Below are 23361 nucleotides of genomic sequence, written 5' to 3' on the forward strand. Positions count from 1 at the left end.
GGCGATACCCAGAGAGGAGCCGTGTCAGAGGTTTGACGCCAGAAATCACTCAATTTTTCTCGGGGAGGCGACAAAACACTCTGAACTATAGGAATTGTCAGCCGCTGGAAACTTTTAGGATGACTTCGTTGACATTCCCGAATCATGGCTTAAAGAAAAGAATTCCAGTACCGATCCAGAACTTATCGATATTTCTGTCTCAAAAAAGGAATTCAACTCAGCATTTGTAATAGATGGAAACGGTCACTATAAGGGCAGGCAGCATAAAGCAGACGAAAAAACCGTTACTCTCAGGATTCCGAAATCAATGTATGCAGCCCTGAATCCCGACCCGGATGTAGTGAATCTGTCTTTTCCCACCCGGCAGTTTGAATTCCCATCAGCAGATATTGGATGAGGGGTGAGGACAATATACTCCTGTACTCGCAATTGTTGAGATCGTCCCAAAGGGGTCTGTAAACCTTTGCTGTATTTGATCGGAGCACTTTGACCCTTAACAGAGGCAGGAATAGGGAAACAGCCTTTCGGCAAAGGTATTTAGGGACAAACTCTATCTTCTGCTACAAACAGACTGTCATCAACGCAATATTGAGGGTGACGCCACATGGAGCCGGTATTTTTCGGCCCGGTCCCTCCTCCCGCCGTTCGGCTCTCGCCCGGCATCTGCGAGGCGGCGGGGGCGGCGCCGACGAAGAGATGAGCGCACGCCGGTCGTCCCGATGGAGGAGGGGCCCAATGCGGGCGGCTCATTCGCCGCACCGGAACGGCGACCCCGGAAGATACGGTACCGTGCAGGGTGCCCGGTCTCTTGCCGGGGAGCAGTCACTTTTATGTGGTCTTCTCCCATTCAGCACTTCCGTGAGGGAGAGATCATGGCAGAGGTACGAAAGTATGTTAACCCGCCCGCCGCCGAAGCGATATGCGAGTTCCGGTTCCCGGGGGACAGCACCTGGGACCTGACCTACCCCGGCATACTCTACAGCCACTTACGGGACGCTTACCCGAAGCGGGACCAGCGCTACGTGCGCGAGGTGGTCATGCTTCTCGGGCCGGAGGGGCTCCGCGAGGAACTCCTGATCGGCGAGCGGTCGATCTTCCTCGCCGAGGACGAGGGATGTGCGGTCCAGGTCGGGCCCCGCCTCCTCTCGGTGAGCTGCCAGAAGCCGTACGTCCACTGGGAAGCGTTCTCGGAGCGGATCATCGGGGCGTTCGACCGGTTCCGTGAGGTCATCAGTACCGACGCTATCGGCACCATGAACCTACGCTACGTCAACTTCATCGAGATCCCCGAGGCGGAGGTGACGCTCTCGGACTACTTTGCCTTCTACCCCACCCTCCCGGCGGACCTCCCGCGGGTCCCGGCAGGGTTCATCACCGGGTGCGAGTTCACGTTCCACGACAACCGCGACAACTGCCGGGTGGAATTCACCGACGCCGTGCCCGGGTCGACGGAACATAACGCATACCTCTTAACCATCGACTACTACCTGACGGGGGAGGGGAGCGTTCCCCCGGACGGGGTGGCCGACTGGCTGGAGATCGCCCACACCCATGTCCGGGATATCTTCGAAGCCTGCATCAAGGACCCCCTCCGCGACCTTTTCACCCCGAGGGCGGAGGAAACGGCGGCGGCACGGTGAGGCGAAAGCGGTGACCACAACCGGCAGGAATAGTCGCTGGACGCTGCCCGACCTCGACGCGGCGGTCCGGCGGTGTCGGGAACAGAACGCCCGGGGCATCCGGTGCATCTTCGCGGCTCTCGGTGAGTATTCCCGGAGCGAGCAGCAGGCCCGGGAGAACCTAGAGCGCTCTTCTGCCGCCGTAGCCGCGATCGACGAGCAGGCTCTGAACGCATCCGTCGCCGTGAAGCTGACCGCGCTCGGTGTGCTCATCGACCGGGGTGCCGTCTACGATTCTCTGCTCCGGCTCGCCTGTGAGGCCCGGGAACGCGGTGTCGGGTTCGAGGTGGACATGGAGGGGCGGGGCCTTGTGGCGATGACGGTGGAGGCCGCCGTCGTCTGTTCCCGGGAGGGGCTGCCGGTGACGCTCACCCTCCAGGCCGCTCTCGACCGTACCCCCGGCGACCTCGAGCGCACCGTCCGCCACGGTCTCCGGCCCCGTCTGGTGAAGGGAGCCTATCCGGGGGATACGAATGACCCCGAAGAGATCCGGCGGCGCTTTTGCGCACTTGCAACTGGGCTTCTCGACCGGGACGTGCCGTTCTCGGTCGGCACCCACGACCCCGACCTGATCGCGTGGCTCGTGCAGGACACGCCCAGAACGGTCGAGTTCGGGTTCCTGATGGGGCTTTCCGACGAGACAAAACACTGGCTTGCAAAAAAGGGCCGGGCCGTCGCGGAGTACGTGCCCTTCGGGGAGGAGGCGGGCGCGTACGTGGCGCGGCGCGAGGCCTACCTTGAGAAACTGGCGGCGGAGGGGAGGTCGCCGGTCCCGTAGCCGGTTCGCGGAGTTAAGTGATGATCCACACGCGGGGAAGCGGTATACTCCTGCACGTCACGTCCCTGCCGTCGACATACGGCATCGGGGATTTCGGTCCGTCGGCATACCGGTTCGTCGAGGTGCTGGCGAAAGCCCGGCAGCACTACTGGCAGATCCTGCCGCTCAACCCGACATGCCCGGCGTCCGGCAACTCCCCCTACAGCAGCCCGTCTACATTCACCGTAAACACGCTCCTCATCAGCCCGGAGATGCTTGTCCGGGACGGTTTCCTCGGACGGAACGACCTGGAGCCGATGCCCGACTTCCCCGAGGGGCGGGCCGCCTACGAAGCGGTCGCCTGGTACCGTGAACGGATATTCTCGATCGCTTACGAGCGGTTCCTCCACACGGGGCCAGACAGGAGGTATGAGGGGTTCTGCGACCGGGCAGGGTGGTGGCTCGACGAGCACGCGCTCTTTGTTGCGCTCAAAGACCACTTCCGCGGACAGGAGTGGAGCCAGTGGCCGGAGGAGGTCCGGACCCGGCAGCCGGAGGCCCTCGACGATATGCGCAAGCGACTCGCGGACGGCGTCCGGAAGGAGAAGTTCCTCCAGTACCTCGCCGACCGGCAGTGGTCGGCCCTCCGCCGGTACTGCACTGCGCGGGGTATCCAGGTCATCGGTGACATCCCGATCTACGTTGCCTACGACAGCGTCGACGTCTGGGCGAATCCCGGGATATTCCAGCTGGACGAAGACCTCCGCCCCACCGTGGCGGCGGGGGTGCCTCCCGATGTCTTCAGCAGGACCGGACAACTCTGGGGGAACCCGGTCTACGACTGGTCCGCGCTCAGGGAGCAAGGCTACGCCTGGTGGATGAGCCGGATCGCCCGTTCCGGAGAACTCTATGACCTCTTCCGGATCGACCACTTCCGGGCGTTCGCCGATTACTATACGGTTCCCGCGACCGATACGACGGCCGAGCACGGCACCTGGGTTGAGGGGCCGGGGGCCGACTTCTTCGAGGCGCTCGCCCGGCGGACTCCCTGCTTCTCAATCGTCGCCGAGGACCTGGGGGCGAACACCCCGGCCGTGCAGGGGCTCCTCGACCGGTTCGGGTTCCCGGGGATGAAGGTTCTCCTCTTTGCGTTCGGCGAGGGCCTCCCGGGGAGCGCCCATATCCCCCATAACTATGTTCCGAACCTCATCTGCTACACGGGGACGCACGACAACAACACGGCCCGGGGGTGGTTTGAGGAGGAGGCGTCGGAGGAGGATAGGAAGCGGTTTTATGCCTACATCGGCCGGGAAGTGGCGGCGGAGGAGGTCCACCGGGAACTCGTCCGCCTCGCGATGACCTCGGTCGCCCGGGCATGCATCGTCCCCATGCAGGACGTCCTCGGGCTCGGCGCCGCGGCGCGGATGAACTACCCATCGGTCCCGGAAGGGAACTGGGAGTGGCGGATGACGCCGGAGGAGTTTGAACGGGCTCCGTTCGAGTGGCTCCGCGGGCTTGCGGAGCTTTCGGGGCGGGGGTGATCGGCTGTGACTCCGGGCAGGAGGGCTTCCCCAGAGCCATGCCCCGAGACGGGGCCACCGGTATCACCGTTGGGGAAGGGAGCCGCGGGACCGGGTGTGTAGTCTCTCTGGGCGAGAGCGGCCGTCTTTGCTCCTGTGGGGCTGGCGGTCCTCATCAGGGTCCTACGGCTCCCGACGAACCGGGATCGATAGGCCGGGAAGCAGTTACCCGGAGGAGAGACAACTCTGCCGAATACCGTCTTCCGCCCCCAGAGGGGGCCCGGCCCCGGTTGTCCGGGAAGTCCGTCCGCCGATCTAGTACCTCGAAGTCAGCACCTCAAGTTCCTCCCGGACGGTCCTTCGGACCATCTCTTCGATGGCGGTGTAGTCGCGCTTTGCCTTCTCCTGCTTCTCGAGCAACTCTTCCATCTTCATGATCCCGAGGGAGAGGTTCTTCCCGTACTGCAGGGCAACCTCCAGCGCCCCCTCGTCGATCCGGACGACTTTCGACATGAAAAAAGGTTCTGCGAGGTCAGATATAAATGTTACAGTTTTGTTACAGGCGGAGCAAACCTGTTACGGATCTGATACGTAGAAAGCATGGGCGGTTACAGAATTGTTACACCGTTTAGGGGTTCTGTAACATTAACGTAACATAGTGCTCTCATGAGAATCCCTACGGGAGATCCCTTATTTTTTCGGCCAGAGTTCCCTTACCAGGTCACCCGTGCCATCCAACATAAACCGGATCTGAGTGTATCTTGCTATGGTCTTACAGTAAAACAAGGACTGCACCTAATTCTCTCACATGAAATCGCAGAGTTAGTGTAAGACGTTGTCCCAAAAGGATCTGCGAACCTCTGCTACGCCCCACGTGGCACACTTGTGTGCAATATCTTAACCATTTAAACCGTAAATGAGGGCAGAATGTGGAAAAGGGTTTGCCCTGATATCGTCTCGCGGGGAACGACTGCCGGTACGGCCCTCCCGTCAAAGGGTTTTGGGGACGACCTCTAACTTTACTATCCAATATAGAAAAACAGTTTACACCAAACACTACAACGTCTACCACTGATATAAATGGGGCTTGCAGCCTTCGTTCAGGGGCCATTTGAACTGATCCGGTTGAATAAAAAGATGTATTTATATTAATGATAATCCGAGTTCTTCTGCCCTTCTTAGTGCATCCGTGTGTAAAATATCACCTTTCTCTACAACGGATGGAACTAACAGATGAGCAAGGTCAGTCCATTTCTGATAGGATGCGATAAGCCCATAGGTCCTGACCAAACCATCAAAATCAGCCTCTTCTGTAGTCTCGGCACAAGCAAGTAAAATGCTTTCTTTGATATTGCTCTGTCTCCCGCCGATCAGCAACGCATACATTTTATCTAAAGCCGCTTTAAGTTGCGCCGGAAAGGTAAACCAATACATAGGTGTTGCAAGAACGAGGACATCGCTTTGTTCCATAAGCGGAGCCAGCGTATTGAAGTCGTCTCTGAATACGCAGGCGTCTCCTTTGGAGTAACACTCGTTACATGCTTTACAGCCATTGATTTTCTTTAAACCGGTTTCATACTTTGTTACTGCATGTCCGGCGGCCTGCGCTCCTTTGATAAACGCATCCGCCATTAAGTCGCTGTTGCCCCCTTTTCTGGGACTGCCTGTAAGTACTAAAATTTTTTTACTCATGTTAAATTCTTACATCAGCTTTTCATATATTCTTCTTGCTTTAGGTGCCAGTATTTACGATCCTCTTCCGTGATAGATCGTAGCACTTTGCAAGGATTTCCAGCTGCAATAACACCGCCTGGAATGTCTTTTGTCACCACAGCGCCAGAACCGATCACCGCATTGCTGCCTATAGTAATGCCGGGATTAATTACAGTATTTCCGCCGACCCATACGTCATCGCCAATGGTAACAGGCTTTCCGTATTCAAGACCGGTTGACCGTACTTTTGCGTCAATGGGGTGCGCAGCAGTATAAACGCAGACACGAGGACCAAAGAAAACCTGATCGCCGATGGTCACAGGACATACATCAATAATGATGCAGTCGTAATTAGCATAGAAGTTTTTTCCCACAAAAATATGACAGCCGTAGTCGCAATGAAAAGTTGGTTCAATACAGATATTTTCGCCGGTTGAACCAAATAACTCTTTTAAATAGGCGATACGCTTGTCAAACTCATCTTCATTCGTTTGATTAAACAGGCGAATCAGGCGTCTTGCATTTTTATTAATCTGTGCCAGTTCTTTGTCCCCTGCGGTATACAATTTGCCTGAAAGCATTTTTTCTTTTTCTGTCATAATCAATTTCCTTTTTAATTGACACTAAAATAAGGATAGCGTATATTATTAGTCAACGACGTACATCCAAGATATATACTAATTTTTGCATATGGTCTTCCAACAAAACGAGGACTGTAGCACACCAGGGGAAAATCCTCCGGTATTTGTCTGCCCTCATCGTGAGCAACAGCCTCCTTTGGCCGTTAAGCAACGGGCGGAGGTCCCGCACGATGTCCGATACAAGCAACTGACACCCGACGATTCTCCCCGGAATATAAGGCATACCTAAATCACCTCTGGTGGCGGCGATAACTGCTTAATGCCTATTCCGAAAGTAATTGAATCTGCCTGGGTAAAGATTGTGGCCGGGCACTCCACCACCGTGATAGGCCGGTCTTTATCTCCTCATCGCCCCCGTCAGCGTTCGTGACCCTGAGTTTTGCCGAGTAAACGCCGACTTCGTCTAGGTGTGGGAGGATCGTACGTCCGATCAAGTAGGGCATAGACATTTTAAAGGCACGAAAGGGGGTTGGATCAGTATAACCCCTTTCCTAGTTCCGGGACCGCCGGGATGTACTGGAAGAAGGTCCCGGTCTCGTCCTCCCCTTCCACGGTTCCGTGGACGTAGTAGGCCGGCTTGAGGTAAGGCTGCTCGTCCCGTGGAGGACTGGCATAGTAGCAGAGCTTGGCCTCGTCGACGACCGCCTTCTTCGGCGAACCTACCGTGGTGACGACCCCGGTCTGTTTGAGCTCCTCGATCGCCTCTTCAGGAGAGAGGATCGGGAACTCTTTGTAAGGCTCGGCGTCGCGCCAGCGTTTGCCGACCTTAAGGACATCCCCGCCCCCGCCGACCGTGACGTAGATCCCGCTTCCAGCCGTGGGATAGCCGCTCAGGGTGCCGGTGAAGAGGACTCTGGTGTCTTTGTATGTTTGAACGGACGTATCATCCGTGCTATTTAAGAAGAAACCCTCGCCGTGCGATATACTTGAAAAGACTGCTCCTTCGGGCATGAGCCCGTGGGAAGTGAGGAATGACTCGGCGATCTTCCGGCACTCCTCGTCGGTCGGGAGGTTTTCGGGACGGTCCCGGGGGTCCACCCCGGAGTGGCGGTCAGCCCATGTGTAGGTCATATACCCGCCTTCCTTCTCAATATCAAACGTATAGGGATCGTCGTTGGTATAATACGATAGTGTATCCTCCTCAAGTGATCCGGTCATCCCGAACTTCTCCGCCATCTTCAGGGCGTCGTCCTTCGTTATGGTGGAATTGACTGTCCTGTAGACCATTGCCTGCCCGGAGTATTTGGGAAGGGCGATAGCAGAGGTGATCTCGGGAACCTTCTGTACACCATACGGTCCAGCGATCTCCAGTCCCTCATGTACGTCTTCATCCTCCTCTTGCGGGTACCCCACTGGTAATAGTGCCGTCCCGGCAACGAGCAGCAGGAGGACGGTAAATCCGATTGCAATCTGTTTCCCTACCATATCTACACCTCCCATTCACATGGATCTATTTTGTACTGGAAATCCAGCGGATCACCGGGCGGATTAATCGACGACCCATACCCGTAAATATGGTCGTTGAGGCAATCAGGCGTGCTCAAATCTCCGTCGATGTCCGCGGCAAGAATCGCTGACCGTAGAGTGCCGTCATTCGGGACCACGTACTGATCCGTGGCCGCAGACCATGCCTGCCAGATGGTTTTTCCGCGCATCAGTTGTTGGGCGAAATACCATCCCATATCTGGATGATTGCCCCCGATTGTGTCGAAGCTGCATATGGAATGGAGCCCCTCGAAGGCAGGCCCCCAGTACTCCCTGCACGTCGATGCATTCAGGGTGTTGCACGATCCGAGGACAATCCAGTCGGTCTTCGTGTTGCCCCAGCGCGCCTCGCTGTAGTTCAGGTCATAATCGTCGGCGGCAGTCCCGAAGACGAACCCGCCCTCCCATCCGTGTCCCGTGAAGTAGGCCAAGTGCGTGTTGTCGATGTAGTCCGAATCAACCCCGCCGAAGGCCGGGTCTTTCCAGTGCCGTTCCATCGCGGCGGCGTTGCCGTTGATAAACTGGCCGGTCCACAAACTCGACCCGTCGAGCGTGTCGTAGAAGCCTTGGGCCTCTTCCTCGGCGCTGGGAAGGGGGTTTTGCATGCCGTGATAGTCGCCCACCCATTCGGCGCAGAAGGAATACGTCCGGTAGTACGAGCGGAACAGGGTTCTCTCTTCCGTCATGTACACCAGGTAAGCCTTCCCCGGGAACATCAGGCGCTGGTCGCTGGTATCCCCGGTCGAATCTCTGACAAAGGCGGTTTCGTATTCCTGCAACCCGGCATCCCAGCCCTTTGCCTCCGACCACGCGTTCCCAAGGGAAATGAGCGTGTCCCGTGCACATTCCTGGCTCAAACCATAGAAGCCGACGAAGTTCCAGCCTTCGTCGAGGTCTTTTGTAACTGTCGGACGTATCTGGGGGTCTTCGAACTGGAGGGTGATCTCGTGATACCCGTCCGAGTAGATTATGTATCCTTCAAGCGGCCGGATTTCATCCTGCGCCGTCAGGATTACCGTCTGGCCGTTTTCGAACCTGTATCCCCTGACCGCGGTACCGAAGTCCGGGAAGACCGTACCCGCCGTATTGTGTCCGGATGTGAGATAGTAGGGCGTCGAGACGAAATTCTTCCCTTCGCGCAGGATCAGGGTGTTCGGCGATGCAAAGGAGGGGGTCGGATTCATCACGGTCTGGTCCGAGGTGACGGTGATGAGGGGCTGGGCGCTGATATTGCATCCGTAGGCATTGCTGACGTTCAGCGTTACCGTGTAGGTGCCGGCGCTGCTGTAGATGTGTGTCGGGTGCTGGTCGGTACTGGTGCCGGTATCGCCGAAGTCCCACGCCCAGGAGGTCGGGCTGCCGGTCGACATGTCGGTGAACTGAACGGTAAGAGGAGCGGCGCCGCTCGTAGGGGAGGCGGTAAAGTCTGCAATTGGGGGAGTGGCCCCCAGAACGGAGATGTCGTCCCAGTAGGAGGCGACACTACCCGGCCCGCTCGTCTTGCTGGCATCCGCCCGGATCTCAAACGTATACGTCGCTGTCGGATCGGGGACGGCCTCTGTTATTTGTGCGTAAGGGTGATTCTGGCAAGCTCCGGGGTATTGAGCAGAGGAGATGGAATAGATCTGATTACTCCCTATCGAAGTTTCAAGCTCCCAGGCAGTACCGGACGGTGCGTGCCCGTCGAATCGCCTCCAGAACGTCACGTTTTCGGCGCCTTGAAAATCGACGTTTTGTCTGGCGATTGCATACGAAGAGGTGTGGCTGAGCGTGTCGACAGCAACCTTGAGGCCATAGGTGCCGGAATGCGCCCTCGGAAGTCTCCCGTAACATCCCGCGACGGTCCCGGATGTAATCTCAACATATCCCTCCGCAGAGGTTAACGTATTCCATCCAGTCAAATCACCGGTCTCGAACCCTCCATTGATCACCCTCTCCGTAGGGTCGATCGTCAGCGGATACCTCGCGGATTCAGGGATGCCGGTGATGGTGATGGTCTTTTCATCCGTATTCAGGGTATACTCGAGATCGTACCTGATCCCGTCTGCATCGGTACAGTACGGCCGTGGAAGAACGACGGTCTCCGCCCCGTTGATGGAGATGACCAGGTTGCCGTAGTTGTCCCGGGCGATCTCCCACGTGGAGTCCTCCGCCGGTTCTGTGTGCCGGTAGGTCCTGATCTCGGTTCCGTTTTCAGTGCAAGTTTCGTTCTCGCTGCATGTTCCGTTTTCAGTGCAAGTTTCGTTCTCGCTGTCGGTTCCGTCTCCATCGCAGATCCGCTCCTCAGTCATCCAGTCGGTCAGCCCGATCTCGTACCGGTACGAGACGTTCCCGGGGCGGTCTAGGACGATAGTCTCCTTCAGGAGGGACTCATAGACCTCATACGTCATCCGGCTTTCATCACCGGTGTACGTGACGGTGTTTTCTGCGAGGTCGGGAGCGGCGGTGAACGTTGCTTCGCGTTCAAAAGAGTCGTCGTCGGGAAAGGTGACGGTCGGGTACGTCCGCACGAAGAGGCGACCCCATTGCGCCTCGACGCCGCCGTCGGCGAACCGGATGCCGGCGGTCTCCGACAGGGGGACGACGATCCCTTCGCCCGGGATGGCTACCGCAACATCGCGTTCCGTCACATCCCCACAGGCGGCGAGCGGGTTTGCAGACGCACTTGCTGTGGTCGCCAGCAGCGAGGCGGCGAGAAAGAACAGGAAGATTCTACGTAGTTTGATCATCACGATGCCCCCGCGACACGCGCGATGATCTGCCCCACGACGATATTGGAACATCCGGCCAGTCCGAGCGACTGCAGGTGGCGAACTTCGTCATCCCCTGCATGACACCGGTAACAAGGGGCTCCCGACTGCAGATCATATTGATTCATTTTCATACTCAATTCCACCGTCGAATATGTCCCGCCTCAAATTGCAATATCACTCCCCTCAAAGGGCAAATTTTACTGAAAGTTCAAGGTATGGAGAATAACGTATAGCCATGGGATACTATATATGTTTGATCATTTTCTCCGGGGGGAATAGAGGTATAGGAGTCTCACTCAATCCAATCCAGTTAAGGTTCGAGTCGGCACGGCCGTGCCGACCCTGCTGCAGGAAGTATGACAGTTTTGAGGTATTTTCTGGCAATGCCAAGATCGGGAAAGACACCTCAAAGCGATAAAGGAGGACAGAGAATTATGCGGCCGTCCGCTCCCGGCAGACGAGGGCCGTCAGTGCCTAAAAGAGGAACGGGACGAGAGAGGCCGCCGCCATCTCTGTTCGTGCGCCTGTTTCCGGCGAGCCGTGCGCGGGGGCTCTCCCGGGTCCCGGTGCACCGAGCCGGCTCGAAGGGCATCCGTTATCCGTCTATTTCCCGTAGCGCCTGGATGGCCGCGGGCGTTCAGGGGGCACCCCCAGCCGGTGCCGCCGGCACCCGGTAGGTCCCGCCGACGACGTTCTGCGGGTTCCCGGAAAAGAACGCCTCTATATTCTCGACGCTTGTAGCGATGATCCGCTCGACCGCACCCCGCGTGTTGAAAGCGTTGTGCGGCGAGAGGATCGCCCGGTCCGAGTGCAGAATGGCGAAACTCGCGAGCGCGTCCCGGAGTTCGTCTGCCGACGCCTCGTCCGGCCCCTGGAACTCCTCCTCGATCCAGACCTGCTCCCCCTCGAAGGTATCGAGCGCGACCCCGCCGAGGCGGCCCTCGCGGAGAGCGTCGGCGACCGCCCCCGTGTCCACCACGCCGCCCCGGGAGGTGTTGATGAGGAGCGCGGAGTTCTTGACCAGCCGCAGCCGGGCGGCGTCGATCAGGTGGTGGGTGGCCTTCGTGTAGGGGACGTGCAGACTGATGACGTCCGCTTCCCGTAGCAGGTCGTCGAGATCCAGATAGCGGACTTCGTATTCTTTCGTAAGATCCGGGTTCGGCCGCAGGTCGTAGGCGATCACCTCCATATCCGCCCCGTGGGCGAGGCGCGCGAGGTGCGACCCGATATGCCCGGTGCCGATCAGGCCGAGGGTCTTTCCTGCGAGGTCCATCCCCGTAAGTTCGGTCCTGGTGAAGTCGCCCCGCTCCACTCGCGCAAACATCGGCCTGAATCTCCGGGCAAGAGCCAGGATGAGCCCGAACGCAAACTCCGCCACGGTCGTATCGCCGTAGTGCGGCACGTTGCAAACGGCGATGTTCCTCTCCCGGCATGCGGCGATGTCGATATGGTCGAACCCGGTGGACATGACGGCGATCACCTTGAGGTCCGGCAGCAGGGTCAGGACCTCACGGGTGACGTGCGACGAGACGAAGACCCCGATGCCGTCGGCGTCGCGGGCAAGCGACGCGTTCTCCTCCGTGAGCGGTTCAGGGTAGAGGACGGCGGCGTAGCCGCGCTTACCGGCAAAAGCCCCCTGGATCATCTCCTGCTCGTGCTCGTCGAGACCGAAGAAGACCACTTTTACCACAGACGCATACCCCCTCACTCCCGGGAGGCGATGTAGGAGGCGATATCGACCATCCGTTTCGCATATGCGGACTCGTTGTCGTACCAGACCAGGACCCGGGCCATCTTTCCGCCGACGACGTTCGTGATCTCGCCGTCGACGATCCCGGAGTGCGGATCGCCGACGATGTCGGCCGATACGATCGGGTCCTCAGTATACGCGAGGAACCCCTTCATCCGCCCCTCGGCGGCTTTCTTCATCGCCGCGTTCACCTCATCCCGGGTTACGTCCCGCTTCAGTTCCGCAACGATATCGATGACCGAGCCGTCGGGAACCGGGGCCCGGATCGCTACCGCGTCCATCTTCCCGATAAGTTCCGGGATGGTGCGGCAGGTAGCTGCGGCGGCGCCGGTCGACGTCGGGATCAGCGAGACGGCCGCGGCCCGTCCCCGACGCGGTTTCTTTGCGGCCCGGTCGATAAGCGCCTGAGAAGCAGTGTAGGCGTGGACCGTTATCGCCATCAGGTGTTCGACGCCGAATGCATCGTTGAGCACCTTTGCCGCCGGCGCAAGCGCGTTGGTCGTGCAGGAGGCGTTCGAGATGACGATATGCTTTGCAGGATCGTAGGACTCCTCGTTGACGCCGAGCACGACCGTTACATCCGCGTCGGACGACGGCGCGCTGATGACGACCCGCGACGCCCCGGCATCCAGGTGCTTTGCGGCGCCCTCCCGCCTGGTGAAGCGCCCCGTGCACTCGAGCACGATCTCAACGCCGAGGTCCTTCCACGGGAGGCGCGCAGGCTCCTTCTCGTGCAGCACCCGTATCTCCTTCGACCCGAACCGGATATGGTCCGCGCCGGGCTCGATCGGGAAGGGCGCCCGTCCGTAGACCGAGTCGTACTTCGTCAGGTACACGAATTGATCCGTCGTGATCAGGTCGTTGATCGCGACAATCTCGATGTTTCCCGGGGGGTCGGTCAGGTAATTGCGGAGGACCTGACGCCCGATCCGCCCGAACCCGTTGATGGCAACCTTCTTCATCGTTCTTCCCTCCTCTCGGAGAGGATGCCCCTCAACAGGACAGTATATATGATCTTCCCCTGTCGCCGGAAGACCCCGCTTCCGGCTACTTTGTCCCTGCCTGCCGGGCCACGCCCCGCGCGGCCGCCGCAACCTCCTCCGGGTCGCCCAGGTAATAGTGCCTGACCGCATTCAGGCCATCGTCCAGTTCGTAGACGAGCGGGTAGCCGGTAGGGATGTTCAGGCCAGCAATCTCATCGTCCGGGACTCCGTCCAGATGTTTGACCAGGGCACGAAGGCTGTTTCCGTGAGCGGCGACCATGACGGGTTTTCCTGCCGCAAGGCTCCCGACGATGTGGCTCTCCCAGCAGGGAAGCACCCGCAGAAGCGTGTCATGCAAGGATTCGGTCGCAGGGAGACTCGTCGGGTCCAGGTCGGCGTAGCGGGGGTCGAACCGCGGGTGCCTCGGGTCGTCCCACGCGAGCGGCGGCGGCTGCACGTCGTATGCCCGGCGCCAGAGGTGCACCTGCTCCGCACCGTACTTTGCCGCGGTCTCCTGCTTATTCAGGCCCTGCAGGGCGCCGTAACTCTTCTCGTTCAGCCGCCACGACCGATAAACCGGGACGTACATGAGGTCGAGGTCGTCCATAACGATCCAGAGCGTCCGGATGGCCCGTTTCAGGACGGAGGTGTAGGCGACACGGAACGTATACCCGCCGTCCCCGAGGAGTTCCGCCGCCCGGTGAGCCTCCTGTATCCCGTGGGGCGAGAGGTCCACATCGGTCCAGCCGGTGAACCGGTTCTCCCTGTTCCAGAGGCTTTCGCCGTGCCGTAAGAGGATCAAGTCTACCATTGTATTCTTCCCCTATTCCGGTATGGTCTCCACCCCGGATAAATACCCTGCACATATGGAACCATCGAGCCTCCCGGGCGGCGGTCCCGTCCGGGAGCCCTCGATTATCGGTATAATCGCCCGGTTCAGTGAACCGGACACGTATAGGTTCGATTTTTTTCGTAGTTTACCATTCATTTATCTTTCATTCCCGCTCATATGCTGTTGTATGGCACCGAACAGAAGGAACAGAAACACCATCCTTGCGGGGGCATCCCTCGTCGCCATCGTCGTGGCGGCAATCGTCACCGCGGGATGCATCTCGGGCACGTCAACGCCCGGGGGAGTTGCCGGGCTCACCGGGACCTCCTGGGCCCTCGACTCGTACCTCGCCGAGAACGGTACGCTCGTCCCGGTCCTGCCGGGAACGGAGGTCACGGCGGCTTTCGGCACTGACGGCAGGGTCGGCGGATCGGCCGGGTGCAACAGTTACGGCGGAAACTACAGCCTTGACGGTACGGCCCTCTCGGTCTCCTCGCTTGTCCAGACGCTGAAACTCTGCGAGAAGCCGGAGGGCATCATGGAGCAGGAGGCACGGTTCATGGACCTCCTCGGCTCGGCGGCGGAATGCCGGATCGAGGACGACCGGCTGGAGATTGTCGACTCTGCCGGAGCGACGACGCTCGTCTTCGTGAAGGGGCCCGCACCCGCGGCGCTCGCCGGGACGTCATGGACGCTCGTAAGCCTCGCCGGTGAGGACGGCACCATGGCCCCGGTCCTTGCCGGCACAAACGTCACGGCGGCTTTCGGCACCGACGGCAGGGTCGGCGGATCGGCCGGGTGCAACCGCTACGGCGCGAACTACACGACGGACGGCGCGAGCCTCACTATCGAACCGGCCGTAAGAACCGAGATGTACTGTAGCGAACCGCCGGGCATCATGGACCAGGAGGACCGCTACCTTGCGCTTCTTGCGGAAGTTGCCTCTTACCGGGTGGAGCGGGTGACGGCGGACGGCGAGAGAGTCCCCCTCGTTGAGACCGTCTCCTCGTGGATGGAGAGCGACCGACTGGTCCTCACGGACAGCGAGGGCGCCGACCTCCTGGTCTTCGAGCGGGCCGCCCGGACGCCGGACCTCCCGCTCGTCGGGACGGACTGGGTGCTCGACGCCTACAGCACCGGGGGAGATGCGGTCTCCTCGGTGATCGCCAACACCACGGTCACCGCGAAGTTCGCGGCCGACGGGGCCGTCACCGGCAGCGCCGGGTGCAACCACTACGGCGGAAATTACAGCCTCGACGGCGCGAACCTCTCGGTCTCCTCGATCTACAGCACCCTGATGTACTGCACGACGCCCGGCGTCATGGAGCAGGAGGGGAAGTACCTGGGCCATCTTGAAAACGTCTCCTCCTACCGGGTTGAGGGCGACCGGCTGACCCTCACGGACGCGGCGGGCGCCGACCTGCTCTTCTTCGTGCAGGCACCGGAGGTACCGCAGGCATCCCTGACCGGAACGGAGTGGACGCTCGAGTCCTACAGCCTTGACGGTGAATCGGTCTCCTCGGTGATCGTCGGGACCACGGTCACGGCGGCCTTCAGCGCCGACGGGAACCTCACCGGCAACGCCGGATGCAACAGTTACGGGGCCGACTACCGCCTCAACGGCACGAGTCTTACGGTCTCGCCGCCCATCAGCACGAAGATGTACTGTAACGATCCTGAGGGCGTCATGGAGCAGGAGAGCAAGTACCTGACCCTCCTCACAGGCGTCTCATCCTACCGGGTAGAGGGAAACCGCCTCCTCCTCACGGATGAGGCAGGCACCGGCCTGCTCATCTTCATCTCGACGCAGCCGAACGATGCCTGACGGGAAGCGCGGGTTCGGTCCTCTCCCGGAAGGCCGATTCCCCTCTTTTCCAGTTTCGACCTCCTGAGGCGGACGCCCCTCCCATAGAACCCCGCCCGGGGCCGCCGCGGCGGATCGACGCCGCATCCTTCTAACCATTCGGGAGAAAGGGGTTGAACCAATCTCGATGCAAATGAGTTATCTTTTCTCCTCTCGCTTCCTACGCCTACCCGTGGCACAGATAGGCGGAGGCGGGCACGACATACTCACATGGGCCGCTCTCTTGATCATCGTGGCGGCATGTCTCATCTCGGTCGGATTCCCCGGCGCTATGGAGACGCCGCCCGACGATCCCGGCCGGGTCGCCGAACCGCTTGCGGGGACGGCATGGAGCCTCACCGCATTCCGTGCGGATAACGGGTCCATCGTCGCGCCCCTCTCCGGGGCGGAACCGTTCATCATCTTCGGCGACAGCGGCACGCTCTCGGGGTCCGCCGGGTGCAACCTCTACTCCGCCTCCTACCGGATCGCCGGCTCAACGATCTCGGTGATACCGACCGACGTCACGGTGGCCCACCCCGCCGCAGAACTGGACCTCACGCAGCAGGAGAGCCGATACCGGGAACTCCTCGTTGCGGCGGCCTCCTACCGGGTCGAAGGCGACCTGCTGGTGCTCTCCGGGCCGTCGGGTAAAGACCTGCTCGTCTTCTCGCGGGACGGGCAGCCCGCGAGCGCGCCGCTGCTTGAGACGGAGTGGCGGCTCGATCACTACAGCATCGGCGGCGGCAGCGCCGTCGCGTCGCCGGTCCCCGGCACCAGCGTCACCCTGGTCTTCGACGACGACGGCACGCTCTCGGGGTCCGCCGGGTGCAACGCCTACTCGGCGCCGTATCAACTCAACGAGACCGGGATCACCGTAGAACGGATCATTGCCACGAAAGCCGCCTGCAACGAGCCCGCCGGGGTCATGGAACAGGAGGCCGCCTACCTGACCCTCCTCCGGTCGGCGGCGGGCTACCGGATCGTCGGGGATACCCTCGCGGTCATCGACGGCAACGGCAGGGCGATCCTCTTCTTTACGGCGGAGGCGTGAGCGTCAGCTTCACCGTAACTTCAGATGAAAAAAAAGTGCTATGCCGAATACGGCCGCCCGGCCTCCTGCCCCTCTGCCGGGAGGGAGCAGTGCTGCTGGACAAAGATCCAGGCGTGACCGGTCCCCCGGAGCACCGCCGTCAGCCGCCTTTTCTGGGTCTCTTCGACACCGGCGGCGACGATACGATAGACCGCATCGGCCAGGACCCAGGCGACCGTCCCCTCGGCACCGATGTGAACGTCAAAGAACTCCAGAGAGAGCGTCTCCGACCGCGCAAAGTCACGCTCAAGGCGCCGCCGGTAGGCCTCCCTGCCGATCACCGTCCCGCCGGTCCCGAAACCCCGAAAATCGAGATCGGTAAGCGCCATGACGCCGTCGAGATCTTTTCTCCCCATAGCCTCGGCCATCCGCCGGAGCACCGCCAGAATCTGGTTTTGTGTCTGTTCGCTGACCTGCATGAGAAATACTCTCGCCGACAAGAAGATACCCTTTTCTCACCGGCAGGGCTGGTCGGCGTCGGTGCGGTCCCGGCCCGTCGAGCGGAGATACGTCCGGAACGCCGGCGACCGGACGGCCCGGATGAGGGCGGCAACACCGTCGTCCGCGACATGCTCCCTCCCGACCACCAGATCGCACGACTCGTAGCCGAGCGGGGTGAACCGGAGCCCCGCTTCCCGCGCCAGGCGGGCCGGGCAAACGCCTGCGTCGGCGGTTCCGTTGCCGATGGCCGCAACAACCGCACCGTGCGTCCGCACCTCGTGTTCGTATCCCGCGACACTCCCGGCATCGACGCCCCGGCGGTCCAGCCATTCATCAAAGAGCGTTCGCGCCGCCGTTCCCTTCGGGCGGTTGACGAACCGCAGCGACGTAAGGCTATCGTCGGCATCAAGGGGCCCGGCTGAAGCGATCCCCAGTTCCTCCCGGGCCACCTGCACCCGGAGGAGGTCCGCGCCCGGCAGGTACCGGAGCACCTGATCGTTCCATGCCGCATCGGTCTCCGGAAGAACGACCGAAGCGGCATGGCAGGTGTCCGCCCGCAGGGCCAGCACCGCTCCAACCGTTGAGGCGTTGCAGCAGTGGAGCAGGTAGCCGTCATCCGAGAGAATGTTGCCGAGTTCGACGAGGGCGGGATCGCGCTGGCCGACGCAGACGAGCGTCCGGGCGACCGTGGCCGGCGGAACGGTAAGCCGGACGCGCACCTCCTCGCCCGCCTCGATCCCCTCGCGCTCGGCAGGGATGTGGAGGTAGCCGTTTGCCCGGACCACCGCCATCTGGATGCCGCCGCCCCGGGGATGCGGGGTCGCCCAGAAGGTGCCGGAGACCTGTCCGACCGAGACCGGGACGAACTCGTCGAACCCGAGGTCCGACGCCAGTCGCCGCGACAGCCGGACGTCCAGGTCCGTACCCGGGAGCGGCGAGAGCCCCCACCATGCAAGCAGGGCCCCGGCAACCTCCCGGAGAACGGTCTGTGCGGCGACGGGGTATCCGGGCATTCCCAGGACCGGTTTGCCGTCGACGTTCGCAAGCAGCACCGGTTTCCCCGGCCGGACCGCGATGCCGTGAAAGACGATCTCCCCGAGCGCCTCGACGACGTCCCGGGAGAAGTCCCGGGTGCCGGCCGAAGAACCCGCCGAGAGGATGACGAGGTCGTTTTCGCCGATCGCCTCTTCCACCGCCTCCCGGATTCGGTCCGGGTCGTCGGGAACGATCCCGTAACGGCGGCAGGTCGCTCCCATCCGGGTGAGGTAGGCCTCCGCCATGAGGGTGTTCGTCTCGATCGTCTGGCCGGGCGCGGGTGCTGCACCCAGAGGGACGAGGTCGCTCCCCGTCGGGACGATACCGACCCGGACCGACCTCACGCACACCCGGGATATGCCGTAGGTCGCGAGCGCGCCGATATCGAACGGCCGGACCCGATGGCCTTTCGGCAGGACCAGTTCGCCGGCCCGGATATCCTCGCCTGCATGCCGGACGTTCTGGCCGGGCGCGGCGGACTTCCGAACCCGGGGTATGCCGCCCTCGTCCCAGGTATCCTCGATCATGACGACGGCATCAAACGAAGGCGGGATCACGTCGCCGGTGTTGACCCGGACGCATTCCGTAAGGGGCAGCGGCCGCTGGTCCTGTGCTCCCCGGGTATCCCTGCTCTTCACTGCGTAGCCGTCGAACTTTGCTATATCGGCACCAGGGACGGAATACGTCGCATAAACGGGTTCGGCCGTCACCCGGTCGACCGCCAGGTGCAACGGCACGGTCTCAGCGTGGTTCGGGGCGGGAAACGCCCGCCGCATAGCCGCGAGCGCATCAGGAAGCGGGGTAAGATTCAGGTACCGGCGTGGCATACTCTTAACTCCTCGATGTATAACAATCAACTTTCATCGAAACGCGCCGGAGAGCGGACCCTGCAGGCAGGGATTGCATCGACGCTCTCCGGCACGGCACTGAGGCAGAACGTCGCCTCTTTTCCGGGACCGGCAACGACATAGCGGGTATTTCCCGAACACCGCAGCCACCGTGGCTCATCTTCCGCATCTTCTCCGTTCTATCGCGGCCCGCTGCGGAGAAGACATAGTCCCATCCGGCCTGATAGGGCTTGATGCCGAGACCGGCGCTCCATTGACCAGGTCCAGTTCGTAAGCATAAACTGCCCCTCCTCCGGGAGGCCGGGCAGCCGGACAATCGAGACCGAAAGAGGATTTGGCCGGGCCGGAGATCGGAGGGCCGCCGCCTTCAGGACTCCCCGGCCCGTCTCGTGCATCCAGCAGACGAAGATCGGGTGCGAATTCTTCTCAATGCCGGAGAGGGGCGCCCCGCGTCGGGAAAGACCCCGATCTCGGCATCGACGCCCTGGACCGACATATCGCTCCGGGAGAGAATGCCAGAGTGCACGAACCCGATAAGGATGAACTCCATGCGGTGCCTTTTCGCGTCGATGTGATTTACGCCTTCTCCGGAGGGCGAGCACGTCAATACGCCGTCTTCTCGTAGTAGGACTGAGACCGGCAGTCGGCACAGACCCCGTCGACGAGCAGGTTGTCGGGGACCAGCTCGCCGCATATGGAACAGATGGCAGACCTCCAGGGCCACTTCTGGGGCACTTTCACCCGCACCCGTTCATACGAGAGGAACGCGCGTCCTGCGTCGATGATCTCGTCGATCAGTGCGACGCCGCGGGTTCTCGGATCGAAGAGCGGGTCCTTCGTGTACCAGAGGGTGAACGTCGGATACTCCTCGATCTTCTCGCCGTCGACAAAAACCCGGATCCCGTTCACGTACGGGGCTTCGGCCGGTCCGTTCACGGTGAGGGCGAACTTTCCGATCGGGATCACCCGGAGCCGGTGGTTGCCGGTCGTACAGTGGGCGATCACCTGCAGGGGGTCGGGCAGGCACTTCGCGGTCTCACAGACGGCGTAGATCTTCTCATGAGCGGGAGGGGCCAGAAGTTCCAGGGCGTAGTCCACCATGAAGACGCCGACGAGGAGCCCGGGGGCCGGGTAGGTATGAAAGTCGACGCATCGCCGAAAGTGCTCTATCAACTCCGGCGAGGAGCCTTTTGACTCGAGTCTCGCCTTGATGTCGTCCCAGGTGTGGTTCAGTCTCGGTTGCACGGAGGAGTATATGGTTAAAGATATTTTTAAATATTGTGGCTCAATTAACCACATCTAGTTAACTTCTGACGACAGGATTCCAGAGCGGGGAAATAAAAACCGTTAAAATCAACGACAAAACGATATTCTTCACCAGATAGGCATATGCGCCGATTGCGGTTTCCGGCATATCAATTATATACCGTCGGATATCCCGAAATATTAAATGAGTAAGTTTAAATTTATATACCGCTGAGTAGAGTAAAACTAATGTTTGCATGTCCATCCTTTCCGGGCATGCCCAAAAAAATCGACGTTGAATGCAACAATCTGGAGAATGTGAATGGCTGAAACCAATGAAAAACTGCGCTACGTTCCCACGACCTGCCCGTACTGCGGTGTCGGGTGCGGGCTCAACCTCGTGGTGAACGACGGCAGACTCGTAGGGGTGGAACCCCTGAAGAGGAGCCCGATTAACGAAGGAAAACTCTGTCCCAAGGGAATGACCTGCTGGGAGTTCGTGCAGAGCCCCGACCGGCTGACGAAACCGCTCATCAAGAAGAACGGTAAGTTCGAGGAGGCGTCCTGGGATGAGGCGCTCGGTCTCGTCGCCTCCAAGTTCAAGGAGATCAGCGACAAGTACGGGCCGAAGTCCCTCGGTTTCCAGGTCTCGTGCCGGACCCCGAACGAGGAGTGCTACATCCTGCAGAAGCTCGCGCGGGTGGCCTTCAAGACCAACAACATCGATAACTGCGCGCGTATCTGCCACGGACCCTCCGTTGCGGGGCTCTCGCTCTCGTTCGGCTCCGGTGCCGCGACGAACCCCTTTGAGGACGTCCTCAATTCCGACGTCATCTTCATGATCGGCGCAAATACCATCGAGGCCCACCCGCTCGCCGGCCGCCGGATAGTCCAGGCAAAGAAGGCGGGCAAGACGATCATCGTCTGCGACCCGCGCTACACCCCCACGGCACGTCTCGCCGACTATTACGTCCGGTACAACCCCTCGACGAACATTGCCCTGATCAACTCGATCATGTACTGGATCATCCAGCAGAACCTCCAGGACACGGAGTTCATCGAGAAGCGGACGACCGGGTATGAGGACCTGAAGAAGGCCGTGGAGAACTACGCCGACGTCGAGTCGATCACCGGCGTCCCCACCGAGAAGGTCAAGGAGATCGCGCGGATCTATGCAAGTGCGAATAACGCGGTGATCATCTACTGCCTCGGCATCACGGAACTCTCGACCGGCACGGACAACGTCCGGTCGCTCGGGAACCTCGCGATGCTCACCGGCAACGTGGGTAGACCCGGGACCGGCGTCAACCCGCTCCGGGGCCAGAACAACGTCCAGGGCGCCTGCGACATGGGTGCCTACCCGAACGTCTTCTCCGGCTACCAGAAGTGCGAAGACGACGCCGTCCGGAAGCGGATGGAGGAACTCTGGGGCGTCACCGGGCTCGCAAAAGAATACGGCGTGACCCTGACGGAACAGATCACCCAGTGCGGCGACCCGATTCGCGCGATGTACATCTTCGCGCTGAACCCGGTCGTCTCCTACCCCGACTCGAATCACGTGATGCGGTCGCTTGAGAAGCTGGACTTCCTCGTCGTGCAGGACCTCTTCATGACCGAGACGGCGCAGTACGCCGACGTTATCCTGCCCGGCGTATCCTTCGCCGAGAAGGACGGGACGTTCACCAACGCCGAGCGGCGCGTCAACCGTATCCGCACGGCGGTGGAACCGCCGGGCGATGCGAGACCCGACTGGCAGATCTTCGTCGATCTCGCCCACCAGCTCGGGCTCCACGGCTTTGACTTCAACTCGCCCGAAGAGATCTGGGACGACATGCGGCGGGTCACTCCGTCGATGGCCGGCATCAGTTACGCGAGGATGGAGAAGCCGGAGTCCGTACACTGGCCCTGCCCGACCCTGGAGCACCCGGGAACCCCCATCCTGCACCGCGAGAGGTTCTCGTCGGCCGACGGTCTCGGACACTTCTTCGGTATCGAGTACCGGCCGCCCGCGGAGGTCGCCGACGCCGAGTATCCGTTCACCCTGATGACCGGGCGCCTGCTCTTCCACTACCACACCCGGACGCAGACCGGCCGCGCGAAGATCCTCGACCACGAGGTGCCGGAAGGCTACGTGCAGATCAACAACGAGGATGCGACACGGCTGAACATCCGGAACGGGGAGAAGATCAAACTCAGCAGCAGGCGCGGCGAGGTGGAGACCACCGCAAGAGTGACCGACGAAGTCGGACCCGGCGTGCTGATGATGACGATGCACTTCGGGAATGCGGCTGCGAACATGCTGACGAACACCGCTCTCGACCCGCTCTCCAAGATGCCGGAGTTGAAGCACTGTGCTGTGAAGGTCGAGAAGATCACGGGGGTGCAGTGAGATGGTAGCCAAAGGAGATATGGTATACGCCTGGACGACGAATCCGGATATTGCCAAGGCCGCGGAGTGCGGCGGCGCGGTGACCGGGCTTCTCAAGTATGCCCTGGAGAACAAGATCGTCGACGCCGTCCTGGCGGTGAAGAAGGGTGCGGACCTCTACGACGCGGTCCCGACGCTCATCACCGACCCGGCCGAGATTGGACAGACGGCGGGCTCCCTCCACTGCGGGACGCTCCTGCTTCCGAAACTGGTCAAGAAGTACCTCGACGGAGCCGAAGACATGCGGATCGCCGTCCCGGTGAAGGGCTGCGACGCGATGGGCTTCTACGAGCTTGCGAAGCGCAACCAGGTGAA

At 60.8% G+C, this 23361-nt stretch carries 19 protein-coding genes; 7 read left to right on the forward strand and 12 right to left on the reverse strand.

The features are described from left to right. Window positions 1–872 precede the first annotated feature (872 nt). The 3 genes from BP737_RS13065 to malQ are packed head-to-tail and all read left to right on the forward strand — an operon-like array spanning window position 873 to window position 3977. Window positions 873–1640, forward strand: a complete 768-nt coding sequence (locus BP737_RS13065; protein WP_292406943.1) for a TIGR04255 family protein — start codon at window positions 873–875, stop codon at window positions 1638–1640. 10 nt (window positions 1641–1650) lie between these two features. After that, on the forward strand, window positions 1651–2457 hold the full coding sequence (locus BP737_RS13070; protein ID WP_292406946.1) for a proline dehydrogenase family protein: 807 nt from the start codon (window positions 1651–1653) through the stop codon (window positions 2455–2457). Between the two features lie 20 nt (window positions 2458–2477). Next, entirely contained in the window at window positions 2478–3977 is a 1500-nt protein-coding gene (gene malQ / locus BP737_RS13075; RefSeq protein ID WP_342686254.1) for a 4-alpha-glucanotransferase, read from the forward strand. Between the two features lie 294 nt (window positions 3978–4271). On the opposite strand, the gene BP737_RS13080 is transcribed toward malQ, so the two are convergent. From BP737_RS13080 to gpmA, 8 genes are all read right to left on the reverse strand, one after another. Next, window positions 4272–4469 carry a hypothetical protein gene (locus tag BP737_RS13080; RefSeq protein ID WP_292406956.1) on the reverse strand — a complete coding sequence of 66 codons (198 nt, stop codon included), beginning with the start codon at window positions 4467–4469 and terminating at the stop codon, window positions 4272–4274. Between the two features lie 630 nt (window positions 4470–5099). Next, window positions 5100–5648, reverse strand: a complete 549-nt coding sequence (locus BP737_RS13085) for a flavodoxin family protein (RefSeq protein ID WP_292406959.1) — start codon at window positions 5646–5648, stop codon at window positions 5100–5102. 14 nt (window positions 5649–5662) lie between these two features. Then, window positions 5663–6268, reverse strand: a complete 606-nt coding sequence (locus tag BP737_RS13090; RefSeq protein WP_292406963.1) for a sugar O-acetyltransferase — start codon at window positions 6266–6268, stop codon at window positions 5663–5665. Between the two features lie 516 nt (window positions 6269–6784). Continuing rightward, window positions 6785–7735: a hypothetical protein gene (locus BP737_RS13095; protein ID WP_292406966.1), complete on the reverse strand. Its 951-nt coding sequence runs from the start codon at window positions 7733–7735 to the stop codon at window positions 6785–6787. Window positions 7736–7737: 2 nt separating this feature from the next. Then, entirely contained in the window at window positions 7738–10524 is a 2787-nt protein-coding gene (locus BP737_RS13100) for a DUF6345 domain-containing protein (RefSeq protein ID WP_292406969.1), read from the reverse strand. A gap of 661 nt (window positions 10525–11185) precedes the next feature. Next, window positions 11186–12238 (reverse strand): NAD(P)-dependent oxidoreductase, encoded by a 1053-nt coding sequence (locus BP737_RS13105; RefSeq protein ID WP_292406975.1) that lies wholly within the window; start codon window positions 12236–12238, stop codon window positions 11186–11188. Window positions 12239–12252: 14 nt separating this feature from the next. Then, on the reverse strand, window positions 12253–13260 hold the full coding sequence (gap, locus tag BP737_RS13110; protein ID WP_292406979.1) for a type I glyceraldehyde-3-phosphate dehydrogenase: 1008 nt from the start codon (window positions 13258–13260) through the stop codon (window positions 12253–12255). A gap of 85 nt (window positions 13261–13345) precedes the next feature. After that, entirely contained in the window at window positions 13346–14092 is a 747-nt protein-coding gene (gpmA, locus tag BP737_RS13115) for a 2,3-diphosphoglycerate-dependent phosphoglycerate mutase (RefSeq protein WP_292406982.1), read from the reverse strand. 208 nt (window positions 14093–14300) lie between these two features. Between gpmA and BP737_RS13120 the strand changes: the two genes are divergently transcribed. Both BP737_RS13120 and BP737_RS13125 read left to right on the forward strand, forming a co-directional pair. Further along, on the forward strand, window positions 14301–15938 hold the full coding sequence (locus BP737_RS13120) for an META domain-containing protein (protein WP_292406984.1): 1638 nt from the start codon (window positions 14301–14303) through the stop codon (window positions 15936–15938). A 211-nt stretch (window positions 15939–16149) separates the two neighbouring features. Then, complete coding sequence (locus BP737_RS13125; RefSeq protein ID WP_292406987.1) at window positions 16150–17010, forward strand: META domain-containing protein; 861 nt, start codon at window positions 16150–16152, stop codon at window positions 17008–17010. A 38-nt stretch (window positions 17011–17048) separates the two neighbouring features. Here BP737_RS13125 and BP737_RS13130 read toward each other — a convergent pair whose 3' ends face one another. From BP737_RS13130 to BP737_RS13145, 4 genes are all read right to left on the reverse strand, one after another. Further along, entirely contained in the window at window positions 17049–17468 is a 420-nt protein-coding gene (locus BP737_RS13130; protein WP_292406990.1) for a nuclear transport factor 2 family protein, read from the reverse strand. Window positions 17469–17504: 36 nt separating this feature from the next. Further along, window positions 17505–19352 carry a molybdopterin biosynthesis protein gene (locus tag BP737_RS13135; RefSeq protein ID WP_292406992.1) on the reverse strand — a complete coding sequence of 616 codons (1848 nt, stop codon included), beginning with the start codon at window positions 19350–19352 and terminating at the stop codon, window positions 17505–17507. 388 nt (window positions 19353–19740) lie between these two features. After that, window positions 19741–19923 carry a hypothetical protein gene (locus BP737_RS13140; RefSeq protein ID WP_342686255.1) on the reverse strand — a complete coding sequence of 61 codons (183 nt, stop codon included), beginning with the start codon at window positions 19921–19923 and terminating at the stop codon, window positions 19741–19743. Window positions 19924–19976: 53 nt separating this feature from the next. Further along, window positions 19977–20618, reverse strand: a complete 642-nt coding sequence (locus BP737_RS13145) for an FmdE family protein (RefSeq protein ID WP_292406995.1) — start codon at window positions 20616–20618, stop codon at window positions 19977–19979. Window positions 20619–20940: 322 nt separating this feature from the next. Between BP737_RS13145 and fdhF the strand changes: the two genes are divergently transcribed. Together fdhF and BP737_RS13155 are read left to right on the forward strand one after the other, a co-directional pair. Then, window positions 20941–23007: a formate dehydrogenase subunit alpha gene (gene fdhF, locus BP737_RS13150; RefSeq protein ID WP_292406998.1), complete on the forward strand. Its 2067-nt coding sequence runs from the start codon at window positions 20941–20943 to the stop codon at window positions 23005–23007. A 1-nt stretch (window position 23008) separates the two neighbouring features. Then, a partial coding sequence (locus tag BP737_RS13155) for a coenzyme F420 hydrogenase/dehydrogenase beta subunit N-terminal domain-containing protein (RefSeq protein ID WP_292407001.1) occupies window positions 23009–23361 on the forward strand: 353 nt, incomplete at its 3' end.

It is taken from the genome of Methanoculleus sp. UBA291 (assembly GCF_002499755.1).
Taxonomy (GTDB): Archaea; Halobacteriota; Methanomicrobia; order Methanomicrobiales; family Methanoculleaceae; genus Methanoculleus; species Methanoculleus palmolei.